This window comes from Staphylococcus sp. SM3655, assembly GCF_016917315.1.
Classification (GTDB): domain Bacteria; phylum Bacillota; class Bacilli; order Staphylococcales; family Staphylococcaceae; genus Staphylococcus; species Staphylococcus aureus.
The window spans coordinates 1531206-1543937 of the sequence record NZ_CP070305.1; the positions used below are offsets into that span (position 1 = coordinate 1531206).

The window sequence follows — 12732 nt, forward strand, 5'->3', positions numbered from 1 at the left end:
ATAAAAGATATATAGATTGGAGAGATATAAAGATGTTGAATGAGATACAAATATTAAATAATGGATACCCGATGCCTTCAGTTGGGTTAGGTGTTTATAAAATCTCTGACGAAGATATGACTAAAGTTGTAAATGCTGCAATTGACGCAGGCTATAGAGCGTTTGATACAGCATACTTTTATGATAATGAGGCTTCACTAGGACGAGCATTAAAGGATAATGGCGTCGATAGAGAAGATTTGTTTATAACAACGAAGTTATGGAATGACTATCAAGGTTATGAGAAAACATTCGAATATTTCAACAAATCGATTGAAAATTTACAAACTGATTATCTTGATTTATTTCTAATACATTGGCCTTGTGAAGCAGATGGTCTATTTTTAGAAACATATAAAGCTATGGAAGAACTTTACGAGCAAGGTAAGGTAAAAGCAATAGGTGTATGTAATTTTAATGTTCATCATCTAGAAAAATTAATGGCTCAATCAAGTATCAAACCAATGGTGAATCAAATTGAGGTACATCCATATTTTAACCAACAAGAATTACAAGAATTTTGTGATCGTCACGATATTAAAGTGACTGCATGGATGCCTTTGATGAGAAATAGAGGACTACTAGACGACCCTGTTATTGTTAAAATTGCTGAAAAATATCATAAAACACCAGCACAAGTTGTATTGCGTTGGCATTTAGCACACAATAGAATTATTATTCCAAAATCTCAGACACCTAAACGCATTCAAGAAAATATAGATATTTTAGATTTTAATTTAGAATTAACAGAAGTAGCTGAAATTGATGCTTTAAATAGAAATGCAAGACAAGGTAAAAATCCAGATGATGTGAAAATTGGGGATTTAAAATAACTGGATGTTAAATTTTACGTTTATGAATGCCTTTTAATGTGTACATTAAAATAAATGAGTTGGTTTTTACTATTTGATAAAACAATACTCAGGTACATTCAAAATCTTTTAAATAAAAAGGATGGACATAGATGAAAATTAGAGTCGTCATTCCTTGTTTTAATGAAGGGGAAGTCATTACACAAACACATCAACAATTAACTGAAATACTTTCACAAGATAGTAGTGTGAAAGGCTATGATTATAATATGCTTTTCATAGATGATGGTAGTACGGATACCACTATAGATGAAATGCAACATCTTGCCACAATAGATAGACATGTCAGCTTTATTTCTTTTAGCAGAAATTTTGGAAAAGAAGCAGCTATGATTGCAGGTTACCAGCATAGTACTGAATTTGATGCAGTCATCATGATAGATTGTGATTTGCAACATCCACCTGAATATATTCCAAAAATGGTTGAAGGTTTTATGGAAGGCTATGATCAAGTGATTGCAAAGCGTGATAGAAGTGGTGAAAATTTTAGTCGCAAAACATTAAGCCATTTGTACTATAAGTTAGTTAATTGCTTTGTAGAAGAAGTACAATTTGATGATGGTGTTGGTGATTTTAGACTTTTAAGCCAAAGAGCTGTTAAATCCATTGCATCACTTGAAGAATATAATCGATTTTCAAAAGGGTTATTTGAATGGATAGGCTATAATACTAAAGTGTTTACGTATCAAAATGTTGAGAGACAAAAAGGGGAATCTAAGTGGTCCTTTAAAAAGTTATTTAATTATGGTATTGATGGATTGATTTCCTTTAATAGTAAACCTTTGAGAATGATGATTTATCTTGGCTTGTTTATCTTTTCAATAAGCGTGCTATATATTATCTATTTATTCATCAATATTATGATATCTGGTGTTAATATTCCAGGATATTTTTCAACGATTGCAGCTATTTTATTATTAGGCGGCATACAGTTAATTTCAATTGGTGTTGTAGGTGAATATATTGGCAGGATATATTATGAAGTTAAGGCACGTCCTAAATATATTATTCAAGCTACAAATCTTTCAAGTATTGAAAATGATGAGAAGGATACCCATAAAGTTTATTCTAAATAAACAAAAAAAGAAGCCCTCATTAATGGGAGCTTCTTTTTAGTCTTTGCATTTTATTTTATAAATAAATCGGATTATGACGTAATGTCTAATTTGTGTAATGTTACAGTCATCGTAGTTCCTACATCTATATCACTGCTTACACTGATTTTTGCGTTATTTTGTTGCGCGAGTTCATTAGCTATATATAAGCCTAATCCAGAACCACCCGTTTTTGTATTACGAGAGTTTTCTACTCTGAATGTACGTTCGAATATACGTTCTTGTAGTTCTGGTATAATGCCAATACCTTCATCGCTAATAGCAATGTCGATAGTATCTTGATCTTTGTTTTCACTAATATTAATATCAATGCGACTACCAACATTTGAAAATTTTAGCGCATTATCAAGTAAGTTTGTTAAAATACGCTCAAGTGGCGTTCGATATTGATAAAATGCATCAATTTCGCTACAGAAATTCACTTCTAATGTGCGGTTTTCATGTTTGATACGTTGCTCATATGGTTGCAATATTGATACAAGTAATTGGTCTAGTTGTATTAATTCTGGGGGATATGTTTTACCTGTATTTAAAGTGATAATATGAGTCATATCATCAAATAATGTTGATAATCTGTTTGCTTGTTTAATTAATATGTCGTATGACTCTTTAATCTCATGATCCTTAGTGATTATACCATCACGTAGTCCTTCAGAATATGAAATAATGCTTGCTAAAGGTGTTTTTAAATCATGGGCTAAGTTTTGAATCAGTTCTGTTTTTTCTTGTTGTTCGGATTTAATTTGATTCATTTGTTGCGTAATTTCAGAAGCCATTTTATTAAAAGATTGATTTAATTCATAAATTTCTTTTGGTGAATTAAACGTTTTATCATTGCTTGCGTAATTTCCGTTAGCAAATTGCTTAGTTTTTATATTAAACTGCTTAATTTTTTGTATAAGTGGATTAATAAAAATACTACATATTAATAAGGTTAAACAGCTTGTAATTATTGTCGTTAAGGTCAAAGTTAGTGTCATATGGCCGTTAAACCACATTAAAATATATGCAATTGCTAAAATAGTTGAAGTTAATAGTATACTCGATACGACGCCAATAATGATTTGACTTCTAATTGATAACACCATTATCGGCTCCTTTCAAATTTATATCCTAATCCCCATACAGTTGTGATGGTATATGTTGTAAAGCTCTCTTTTTCTAATTTTTCTCTAATACGGTGTATATGGACATTCACGGTATTAGCATCTTCGTAATAGTCATATCCCCAAACTTTTTCAAGTAATTCTGATTTAGAAATAACTTCATTTTCTCTAGAAGCTAAATACCACAATAACTCAAATTCCTTAATACGCATAGGGACTTCGTGACCATTTACAGTCACAACTTTACTTAAGTTAATAAGTGTTAATTCATCAAACGACAGTTGTTCAACTGGTTGATGATGGTATTTCTTCATTCTTGTAAGTAAATTATTAATACGTAAAACGAGTTCCCTTGGACTAAATGGTTTTTTGACATAGTCATCTGCACCTAAAGTTAAGGCGTAAATGGTATCATGTTCTTGTGTTTTGGCAGTTAAATAGATAAAGGGGATATCTAATTTTTGCCTTTTCATTTCTTTGACAATGTCGTAACCATTAACTTCTGGCATCATGATATCAAGTACCATGATATCAATATCATTTGATAGTAAAGAAATTGCTTCTTTACCGCTAGTTGTCGTTGTTACTTTGTAACCTTCATATTCAAAATAGGTTTGACAAATGTCTACAATGTCTTGTTCATCATCCACGATCAGTAAGTGGGTCATCTATTTTTTCACCTCTGTTCTTACGACCTCTAAAGTAATTAATGATTTCTTTAAGTGAAATCTGTTTTAACAATGAGTGACTCATTAGTAAAAGGATAAAGAAAGTTAATTGAAGAGGATACGTAAATATCATATCTGCTAAGATATAATTTATCATAACAAAGGCTCCAAAGAAACTAGCAGCATATGCAAAAACTCCAAAAATTAAACCTAATCCAATTGCAATCTCTCCGAGTGGGACAACAATATCAAATAATGACGTCGTATGTGCAACTATATTTGCGAAAAACCACTTATACCACTCTGGTGAATCAGTATTGTTAGCGATGACTGGTACTAAACCTTTCAGCGTAAATCCGCCCGTTAATTTTTCGTAGCCTTGCATTAACATAACAATACCTGAACCCACACGAATGATAAATGTAACGAGTAGCAATAATTTATTCATGATGTTCACATTCTTTCTATTTATTGTGTGTAATTTATATAAACATAAGATTAAGCAACATAATGCGATTTGTAGTGTTATGTGAACAGGAAGTGTTTGAGCTCATGGGCTGCTTAAGCTAAACAAACCTCAAGCTCTAAAAAAATTTACTTATGTGCTCTACAATCTTATGGGATTTAATAGTTGTATATATATTGAAAAAAGGAAAGTATGATTTCTACAAGCTAGGGGGGGCTGTGAAATCATACGCTTTCCATTGAGTAATGAGTGTAATGTATATTTTTGAAATTTGTAATGTATAGTAATAGTATGTTGTAAATAAAAGTTTAACTCAGAAATTGATTATTTTAATTTAGCGCCGCCGAAGATGACGTGAGCTTTTTTACAATAGATTGTTACTTCATCATATTTGCTTAAATCTACATTTTTAAGATCAAATGTTTGTTTTTCTTTATCGTAGTCAACCATTGCGATTTCTTTACCGTTTTTAATGTCGCCATTTTTTGTTAGGTAGACGTATAAATCTGGACCTTTTGATGATTTGTAGTTAGTAAGCATTAATTTACCATTTTTAATCTCAGCTTTACCTTCAACAGTTTCACCGTTTTTAGAACTGAATGTACCTGTTAGGTGTTTTGTTTTATCAGTTTTAACATTGCTATCTTCTGACTTTGTTTTTTGTTCAGTTTTGTTACCTTGATCTTGTGAATTAGAATTACCACAAGCGCCTAAAGTTAATACAGCGGCAACAGCACCAACTGCTAAAAAATATTTTGTATTCATGCTAACTCCTCATTTCTTCAATTTGATAAGTTAAGTTTAAAATGAAGGCAAATAATATGCCATTAACTAATTCTTAACTTCGTTTAAATATCGCTTAACTAATATTGAAGAAAGAATAATTTGAAAATGAAAATAATTGTCTGATTTAAATAAATAGGGGTCAAAATAAGAGGAGGGCGTTTTTTTAAGTAAGGAAATATTTATCTGAACTAGATAACACTATAAAACACTTCTGATATTTTGAACTAAGAATATCAGAAGTGTTTAATAGTTTTGGTATTAAAATTTATAAACCTTTTGCCACAATAAAAACAACAAGAAAATAAGATAGACGATTAAATACAAGTACCAATATGGTGTTAAAACCATCATAACGATAAATGAAATGTTAATAATGATAAGTCCTTTAATCATTAGTTTCTTTATTTTGTTATTATTTTCAGCAGTTTCATCTAAGCTATTAAATGTTGAAATAAACAACATAATACCACCAATGATGAAAATGGCAGGGGCTAAAAATGGAATAGACATATATATTGATTGTGTACTTGAAAAGTCGGTAACACGTTGCGTTAAACTGACAACAATCGTTAATATGATAGCAATAAATTTTTGGTCTGTAATGTATACAGGTTTTAATTTTTTATCAATGTAAAACTGTAGTATCGTCCAAATGATAAACATCGTTATAGTACACAGAGTAATAAAGTTATATTTATCAATTATGAATGTATTTATAAAGGCGTTTATCGTAATAGATAACAACATTGCACTTAATGATAAATGTTGCATTTGATGCCTATATAAATTGAATCCAGTTATAAGTACGACGATAGCAATATTAATTAATATATATACAATCATGATGGACTCCTGTTCGTTATACTTCAATCAACTATTATATCAATTAATATATTGTTATTCATTAGATATGACTTGTAAAAAGTAAAATAAGTTATCCTTTATACACCTTTTTTATTACTCCAAAGTAATGTATGAAGTTGTGGTAACACATAAACGTGATTCATATCATTACTTTGCATAACTAAATCCACCAACTGCTCGTAGCGTTCTAACAACTTTTCGGTATGATTATCTACGCTGTCTGATAAATATGGGTTACCAACTTGTAAATAGAAGGGAATATCTGGATAACGGTGGTGTATCATTTTGGCAAAATCATAATCTTTATCGTCGAATACAACTACTTTTAAGTTTAATGAGGAAGGTACGCATTGTGTAATCACTTCATCTAACTTTTTTAAATCAGGTGTCATAGTTGAACTTGGTGGTTTTGGACTAATCGTTAAATCATCAATTTGTGTCATCCAAGGTTGGAATTTACTGCCTTGTGTCTCCAGTGCGCTGAAAATACCTTTATCTTGAAATAAGTCAACTAACTCTTGGATACCTTTAATTAATGCTGGGTTACCACCAGAAATTGTAACGTGGTTAAATAAATCGCCACCAATTCGTTTTAATTCATCATAAATTTCTTCAGCGGTCATGAGTTTTATATCGCCTTTAGCACTACCATCCCAAGTAAATGCAGAATCACACCAGCTACAGCGATAATCACATCCAGCTGTTCTCACAAACATCGTTTTTCTACCGATTACTCGACCTTCACCTTGAATGGTTGGACCGAATATTTCGAGTACAGGAATTTTAGCCATTAGTTACACCTGTTCCTTTGGTCTAAATACAACATAACTTGTTGGTGTTTCTCTTACAAATACTTGAATACATTTTGGTTGGTGTTCGAGCGATGCCAAATTTTCTTTAACAATTTGATAAATTGTTTCCGCTACGATTTCAGTTGAAGGGATTTTGTTTTTAAAAGCAGGTAAGTTATTTAACAGTTGATGGTCAAATTTACCGTGTATCATCTTTTTCAAATGGCTAAAGTTCACTAAGAAGCCAGTGTCATCTAGTTTATCACCGACAATTGTTAAATTAACAAAGTAAGTATGACCATGGACATTTTGACAAATACCTGCTTCTTCACACGGAATGTGATGTGCAGCCGAAAAATTAAAATCTTTATTTAATTCGAATTGATATGGATGCGTTGTACTAGGATAGATTTGTTGTAACATTTTAAAGCGCTCCTTTACTTTCAAGATATTGATTTAGTCCACGTTGACGTAAATGACAAGCTGGACATTCACCACAGCCATCCCCAATGATACCGTTATAGCATGTTAATGTTTTTGTACGAATATAATCTAAAACTTCGAGTTCATCACTTAATTTCCACGTTTCTGCTTTGTTTAACCACATTAAAGGAGTATGAATGACAAAATCTTTGTCCATAGCTAGGCTTAATGTTACGTTCATTGATTTTATAAAACTATCACGACAGTCTGGGTAGCCTGAAAAGTCTGTTTCACATACGCCTGTAATAATATGCTTAGCCCCAATTTGATAAGCTAGAGCGCCTGCAAACGATAAGAAAAGTAAATTTCTAGCTGGAACAAATGTATTAGGTATACCATCTTCATTATTAGTAATTTCCATATCATGTTGTGTTAATGCGTTTGGAGTAAGTTGTGATAATAATGACATATCTAAAACGTGATGTTTCATTCCTTGATCTTGTGCAATTTGTTTTGCGACTTCAATTTCAGTATCATGTCTTTGGCCATAATTAAACGTTACGAGTTCAACTTCTTTGAAATGTTTTTTTGCATAAAAGAGACATGTTGTACTGTCTTGACCACCACTAAAGACAACGATGGCTTTTTCATTATTTAATACACTTTCCATTTTGTAATTGCTCCTATCATTAATAATATTAATAAAGAGGTTAATGGCATTGATAAGCCCGTTTTTAATTTATAAAATAAAAAAAGCCTATCTCCATAAAAGATAGACGAAAGAAATGGGTTGCTCCTATAATATATATTAAAGGTTTACCAACGAATGTTTGAAATTTCAATGTCTAGTTTTTTATAGAGGGTTTCAGCTAGGAACCTCTGATATTCATTTATGTACGATGAATAGAATATACCATATATTAGTTAAAATCAAGGTCAGGATAATGACAATGCTTTTAAAGTTTTAGCTACATCCAATACATATTATAAAAATAAAACACATTTAGAACGGAGTATACAATGATTCTAGTCATAGATAATAATGATTCATTTACATATAATTTAATAGACTATATTAAGACTCAAACGAAACTAACAGTTCAAGTTGTTGGTATTGATAATCTGCTGATAGAAGACGTCATTAATATGAAGCCAAAAGCAATTGTTATTTCGCCTGGGCCGGGTAATCCGGATGATTATCCTATCTTGAATGAAGTGTTAGAACAATTTTATCAGCGTGTACCTATACTAGGTGTATGTTTAGGATTTCAATGTATCGTGTCTTATTTTGGTGGAAATATCATTCACGGCTATCATCCTGTACACGGACATACTACACAGTTACGCCATACCAATGAAGGTATTTTTCAAGGACTGCCTCAAAATTTCAATGTAATGCGTTATCATTCATTAATTGCTGACGGAGCGACTTTTCCAAATTGCTTAAAGATTACAGCCAAAAACGATGAAGCGATTATTATGGCATTTGAGCATATTACATTTCCAGTTTTTGGTGTGCAATATCATCCTGAATCTATTTTGAGTGAATACGGTTATCGACAAGTTGAATTATTTTTATCGAAGGTAGGTGATTACTGTGAGAATAGAATATAATTATCGCTACTATTTAACTGAAAATGAATATAAGCAATACCATATTCAATTAAAGGGGTTTATAAAGAAGTATGTTGCTACTAAGTTGGCTGATGTGGGAGAAGTGATACACTTTGCACAAGCGCAGCAACGACAAGGTAGATATGTCTCGTTATATTTAAGTTACGAAGCGGCAAAGTATTTTAATCATGTTATGTGTACACATTCATTAGCTAAAGATGATATTTATGCAGTAGCTTATAGTTTTGAAAAAGCGGAAAGCATAAATTCAACATATGAACATCAAACTTCTTATGTATCAAAGCATCATTTTTCATTTGTTGAATCTTCTGAGGTTATGATGACTAATATTAAACGTGTCCAACAAGCAATTGTTGAAGGCGAAACGTATCAAGTGAACTATACGGCGCGCTTAACGGATAACATTTATTATCCTATTAGTACTTTATATGAACGATTAACTCAATTTAGTAATGGTAATTATACTGCGTTATTACAAACTGATGAAATCCAAGTAGCGTCTATCTCACCAGAATTATTTTTTCAAAAAGGACAATTTAACAATGTCGATAACGTTATCATAAGCAAACCGATGAAAGGGACAATGCCTAGAGGTAAAACGGAAGCTGAAGATCAACAGTATTATAAAACATTGCAAACTTCTTCGAAAGATCGTGCAGAAAATGTCATGATTGTTGATTTACTAAGAAACGATATAGGGAGAATATCACAGAGTGGCTCAATTAAGGTGTATAAACTATTTTTTATTGAGGCATATAAAACTGTATTTCAAATGACTTCGATGGTAAGTGGAACTTTAAAAATTAATACAGACTTAACTCAAATTTTAACATCGTTATTTCCTTGTGGTTCGATTACAGGTGCACCGAAACTGAATACAATGAAATATATTAAACAATTAGAAAGTTCACCTCGTGGTATATACTGCGGAGCAATTGGACTATTACTTCCAACTGAAGATGATAAAATGATTTTTAATATTCCGATTCGTACTATTGAGTATAAATATGGACAAGCGATTTATGGAGTCGGAGCAGGTATTACAATTGATTCTAAGCCAAAAGATGAAGTAAATGAATTTTACGCAAAAACCAAGATTTTGGAGATGTTATAATGCAATTATTTGAAACAATGAAAATTGATAATGGACATATCCCTAGACTTACTTATCATACTAATCGCATAAAATGTTCTTCTGAGCGATTAAACTTTAAATTTGATGAACATGCATGGCGAAATGAATTAAACGATGTAACAACAAAGTATCACAGTGGCCAATATAGACTTAAAATCGTATTAAATGTTGAAAGCGAATTTGAAACGATAGTGTCACCTTTACCTGAGAAAAGTAGTTTTACAGCAAAATTTCAAGTGTTGCCCAAAGTAGTTAATCCAACTTTTATAAATAATAAAACGACAGAACGAAAGCATTTAGCTCACAATCATGAAACAGATTTAATATTGCTAACTTCAGAGGACGGCAAGGTCCTTGAATTTGATATTGGCAACATTGTCATTGAAGAGGATGGAAAATGGTACACACCAAGTTATAAAGATGATTTCTTAAAAGGATGCATGCGTGATTATTTAATAGATAGTGACAAACTTGTTGAAAAAGACTTTAATAAAAACGAATTGATTTATAAATATCATAACAATGAGATACGTTTATTTTTGATAAATAGTTTACGAGAGGTTGCCGATGTCCACCTTTGCCTTTAAAATTAGTATGATAATAATGTAGAAAATGATGTGAAAACAAATTTAAAAATTAAATGGGGCCAAATATGATTATTGTTTATATTGTGCTGTTGTTAATTCTTGTATACGTAAATTATCGATTAGTGAATCGATTGCTATCTGAAAATAGAATATATGTTGTTCGTTTGATAGCAACAATTACTACTGTTATAAGCTTTATCCTTGTATACGCATTAATTCACGAACTCATGCCTTTTGTTGTGCGGGCAATGGATTTAATGTATCACCAGTAAATTTAGTGAGTAGGTAAAATGAACTATTCAATCGATTCTATAATTAAAAATGAAAGTAAAGTAACCAAATATTGAAGAGGTGTACAAATGAAAATATATAGTCAAGGTGACCAAGCCATTGTAGTCGCAATTGAAAAAGAAGTATCTAAAAGTTTAACCGAAGATTTATTAACACTTCGCTCATATTTAATTGAACAAAATTATCCATTTATTATAGAAATTGTGCCATCAGAATCAGACATGATGATTGTCTATGACGCAAGGGATATGATTAAACACCATAATATACAATCACCTTTTTTATACATGAAAGCACTAATAGAATCGATTCATTTAAACATAAAACATGATTTTAACCAGCAAGATTTGATTGAAATACCAATTGTGTATGGTTCGAAATATGGTCCGGATTTAGAATCACTTTTAAAACATTACAAAATCAAGCTAGAAACTTTTATTGAATTACATTCTAAGGCGCAATATTTTGTTTCGATGATGGGATATTCACCTGGGTTTCCTTATTTAACTGGATTAAATAAGAAATTGTATATTAATCACACGAGTAAACAGAAAAAATTCATTCCAGCTGGTTCTGTAGTACTTGAAGGGAAAAAATGCGGTATTGTAACAACGGATACAATTAATGATTGGTTAGTTATTGGTTATACACCATTATCACTTTTTAATCCGAAAGAATCAGATTTCGCACGCTTAAAGTTAGGCGATAATATTAAATTTAGACCTATCAATGAAAATGAATTAGAAGTAGGAGCGTTTAAAGATGTCAATCATAATTGAAAAAAGTGGCTTATTCAGTAGCTTTCAGGACTTTGGTAGAAGGGGATATGAACATGATGGTGTAATTCCATGTGGTGCACTTGATACTTTAGCACATGAAATTGCTAATCGATTAGTTGCTAATGACAAGAATGAAGCAACTTTGGAAATGACTAATAAAATGGCAACGATTCGTTTTACAGAACCTACGCTGATTGCATTAGCAGGGGGTAATGTCAAAGCTTACACTGAGCATATGACTATATCTCCATATAAATTGTATTTGTTAGATAAAGGCGATGTTTTAAAGTTTAGAGAAACAAGTTATACATCGCGAGTGTATTTAGCTGTGGGAGGCGGATTTGAATTAGATGCATGGTTAGGATCTAATTCAACCGACTTTAATGTAAAAATTGGTGGTTTTAAAGGTAGAACATTACAAGATGGCGATGAAATAAAGCTTAAGAGAGATTATACAGCTCGTCATCATAAGTTATTTGAAAACCTTGCTCACACGAAACAAACAGATTGGGGTATTGATGGATACGCCTTGTCATTTAATTATATGTCTGATGTATTTCATGTCGTTAAAAATAAAGGTACGGAAGATTTTAAAGAAGATGCCATTCAAAGATTTGTGAAACATGATTATAAAGTAACGAGCAAAGCAAATCGCATAGGGATGATGCTTGAAGGTGAAAAAATCAAAGCTTTTTATGAAGATATGCCACCGTATCAGACTGTCAAAAAAGGAACGATACAAATTAAGCGTGATGGCACACCTATTATCCTATTAAATGATCATTATACGCTAGGTAGCTACCCGCAAATCGGTACAATCGCAAGTTATCATTTAACGAAATTAGCACAAAAACCGCAAGGATCACGTTTGAAATTTCAATTTATAGATATTTTAACGGCTGAAAAGAACCTTGTTAAGTATAGTAACTGGTTAAACCAATTATTCCATGGAATAGAATATAGAATGCAATTAGAAATGATGAAATAATATTTGGTACGTAGCTCATACTCGAGTCCGATGCAAATAATTTCCTCCTAATGTATAATTAAATAATACTGTGTTTTATCTGCGAAATGTATCATTTTCTAATTCGTTTCACAGTAAAATGAAAAGATAAAGTGTGTTTTTACTTGAATTTTGACTAAAATTACTCTATATTTATTAATTGAGCTAT

At 31.4% G+C, this 12732-nt stretch carries 16 protein-coding genes; 8 read left to right on the forward strand and 8 right to left on the reverse strand.

Translation table 11 applies throughout. The annotated features are described in order from the left end of the window. The first annotated feature begins 32 nt into the window (after positions 1 to 32). Positions 33 to 872 carry an aldo/keto reductase gene (locus JQN76_RS07525; RefSeq protein WP_000931237.1) on the forward strand — a complete coding sequence of 280 codons (840 nt, stop codon included), beginning with the start codon at positions 33 to 35 and terminating at the stop codon, positions 870 to 872. Positions 873 to 1003: 131 nt separating this feature from the next. Further along, the gene (gene csbB, locus JQN76_RS07530) at positions 1004 to 1987 is read left to right on the forward strand and encodes a lipoteichoic acid-specific glycosylation protein CsbB (RefSeq protein WP_000702781.1); all 984 of its coding nucleotides are present in this window, start codon (positions 1004 to 1006) and stop codon (positions 1985 to 1987) included. Between the two features lie 71 nt (positions 1988 to 2058). On the opposite strand, the gene saeS is transcribed toward csbB, so the two are convergent. The 8 genes from saeS to queC all read right to left on the reverse strand — a co-directional run bounded on the left by saeS (position 2059) and on the right by queC (position 7800). Next, on the reverse strand, positions 2059 to 3114 hold the full coding sequence (gene saeS, locus JQN76_RS07535; RefSeq protein WP_000244415.1) for a two-component system sensor histidine kinase SaeS: 1056 nt from the start codon (positions 3112 to 3114) through the stop codon (positions 2059 to 2061). Then, a complete protein-coding gene (gene saeR / locus JQN76_RS07540) occupies positions 3114 to 3800 on the reverse strand; it encodes a response regulator transcription factor SaeR (protein WP_000149344.1) in 687 nt (228 codons plus the stop codon). Before saeR ends, saeS begins: the two co-directional genes overlap by 1 nt. Then, positions 3775 to 4248, reverse strand: a complete 474-nt coding sequence (locus tag JQN76_RS07545) for a DoxX family membrane protein (RefSeq protein ID WP_001037807.1) — start codon at positions 4246 to 4248, stop codon at positions 3775 to 3777. Before JQN76_RS07545 ends, saeR begins: the two co-directional genes overlap by 26 nt. 342 nt (positions 4249 to 4590) lie before the next feature. Continuing rightward, positions 4591 to 5031, reverse strand: coding sequence for a DM13 domain-containing protein (locus JQN76_RS07550; protein ID WP_001093556.1), 441 nt, complete (start codon positions 5029 to 5031; stop codon positions 4591 to 4593). Between the two features lie 279 nt (positions 5032 to 5310). After that, positions 5311 to 5895, reverse strand: a complete 585-nt coding sequence (locus JQN76_RS07555; protein WP_000637687.1) for a hypothetical protein — start codon at positions 5893 to 5895, stop codon at positions 5311 to 5313. 98 nt (positions 5896 to 5993) lie between these two features. Beyond that, on the reverse strand, positions 5994 to 6707 hold the full coding sequence (gene queE, locus JQN76_RS07560; RefSeq protein WP_001062972.1) for a 7-carboxy-7-deazaguanine synthase QueE: 714 nt from the start codon (positions 6705 to 6707) through the stop codon (positions 5994 to 5996). A 3-nt stretch (positions 6708 to 6710) separates the two neighbouring features. Further along, positions 6711 to 7130 carry a 6-carboxytetrahydropterin synthase QueD gene (queD, locus tag JQN76_RS07565; RefSeq protein WP_000941336.1) on the reverse strand — a complete coding sequence of 140 codons (420 nt, stop codon included), beginning with the start codon at positions 7128 to 7130 and terminating at the stop codon, positions 6711 to 6713. Between the two features lies 1 nt (position 7131). Next, complete coding sequence (queC, locus tag JQN76_RS07570) at positions 7132 to 7800, reverse strand: 7-cyano-7-deazaguanine synthase QueC (protein WP_000446724.1); 669 nt, start codon at positions 7798 to 7800, stop codon at positions 7132 to 7134. Positions 7801 to 8150: 350 nt separating this feature from the next. Here queC and JQN76_RS07575 point away from each other — a divergent pair, with 350 nt between their 5' ends. The 6 genes from JQN76_RS07575 to JQN76_RS07600 all read left to right on the forward strand — a co-directional run bounded on the left by JQN76_RS07575 (position 8151) and on the right by JQN76_RS07600 (position 12545). Continuing rightward, positions 8151 to 8744, forward strand: a complete 594-nt coding sequence (locus JQN76_RS07575) for an anthranilate synthase component II (protein WP_000604515.1) — start codon at positions 8151 to 8153, stop codon at positions 8742 to 8744. Then, positions 8728 to 9879, forward strand: coding sequence for a chorismate-binding protein (locus JQN76_RS07580; protein ID WP_001217794.1), 1152 nt, complete (start codon positions 8728 to 8730; stop codon positions 9877 to 9879). Before JQN76_RS07575 ends, JQN76_RS07580 begins: the two co-directional genes overlap by 17 nt. Next, a complete protein-coding gene (locus tag JQN76_RS07585; RefSeq protein WP_001175784.1) occupies positions 9879 to 10487 on the forward strand; it encodes an aminotransferase class IV in 609 nt (202 codons plus the stop codon). The genes JQN76_RS07580 and JQN76_RS07585 overlap by 1 nt, the downstream gene beginning before the upstream one ends. Positions 10488 to 10552: 65 nt before the next feature. Further along, a complete protein-coding gene (locus JQN76_RS07590) occupies positions 10553 to 10759 on the forward strand; it encodes a hypothetical protein (protein WP_001790169.1) in 207 nt (68 codons plus the stop codon). An 87-nt stretch (positions 10760 to 10846) separates the two neighbouring features. Continuing rightward, positions 10847 to 11557, forward strand: a complete 711-nt coding sequence (locus JQN76_RS07595; RefSeq protein ID WP_000708692.1) for a 5-oxoprolinase subunit B family protein — start codon at positions 10847 to 10849, stop codon at positions 11555 to 11557. Next, positions 11541 to 12545, forward strand: a complete 1005-nt coding sequence (locus tag JQN76_RS07600) for a 5-oxoprolinase subunit C family protein (RefSeq protein WP_000022321.1) — start codon at positions 11541 to 11543, stop codon at positions 12543 to 12545. Before JQN76_RS07595 ends, JQN76_RS07600 begins: the two co-directional genes overlap by 17 nt. Positions 12546 to 12732: the final 187 nt, after the last annotated feature.

Coding starts and splice junctions, on each gene's coding strand:
- csbB (WP_000702781.1), top strand. CDS start 1,004: ATGAAAATTAGAGTCGTCATTCCTTGTTTTAATGAAGGGGAAGTCATT.
- JQN76_RS07585 (WP_001175784.1), top strand. CDS start 9,879: ATGCAATTATTTGAAACAATGAAAATTGATAATGGACATATCCCTAGA.
- JQN76_RS07555 (WP_000637687.1), bottom strand. CDS start 5,895: ATGATTGTATATATATTAATTAATATTGCTATCGTCGTACTTATAACT.
- JQN76_RS07525 (WP_000931237.1), top strand. CDS start 33: ATGTTGAATGAGATACAAATATTAAATAATGGATACCCGATGCCTTCA.
- saeS (WP_000244415.1), bottom strand. CDS start 3,114: ATGGTGTTATCAATTAGAAGTCAAATCATTATTGGCGTCGTATCGAGT.
- queD (WP_000941336.1), bottom strand. CDS start 7,130: ATGTTACAACAAATCTATCCTAGTACAACGCATCCATATCAATTCGAA.
- queC (WP_000446724.1), bottom strand. CDS start 7,800: ATGGAAAGTGTATTAAATAATGAAAAAGCCATCGTTGTCTTTAGTGGT.
- JQN76_RS07590 (WP_001790169.1), top strand. CDS start 10,553: ATGATTATTGTTTATATTGTGCTGTTGTTAATTCTTGTATACGTAAAT.
- JQN76_RS07550 (WP_001093556.1), bottom strand. CDS start 5,031: ATGAATACAAAATATTTTTTAGCAGTTGGTGCTGTTGCCGCTGTATTA.
- saeR (WP_000149344.1), bottom strand. CDS start 3,800: ATGACCCACTTACTGATCGTGGATGATGAACAAGACATTGTAGACATT.
- JQN76_RS07595 (WP_000708692.1), top strand. CDS start 10,847: ATGAAAATATATAGTCAAGGTGACCAAGCCATTGTAGTCGCAATTGAA.
- queE (WP_001062972.1), bottom strand. CDS start 6,707: ATGGCTAAAATTCCTGTACTCGAAATATTCGGTCCAACCATTCAAGGT.
- JQN76_RS07545 (WP_001037807.1), bottom strand. CDS start 4,248: ATGAATAAATTATTGCTACTCGTTACATTTATCATTCGTGTGGGTTCA.
- JQN76_RS07600 (WP_000022321.1), top strand. CDS start 11,541: ATGTCAATCATAATTGAAAAAAGTGGCTTATTCAGTAGCTTTCAGGAC.
- JQN76_RS07575 (WP_000604515.1), top strand. CDS start 8,151: ATGATTCTAGTCATAGATAATAATGATTCATTTACATATAATTTAATA.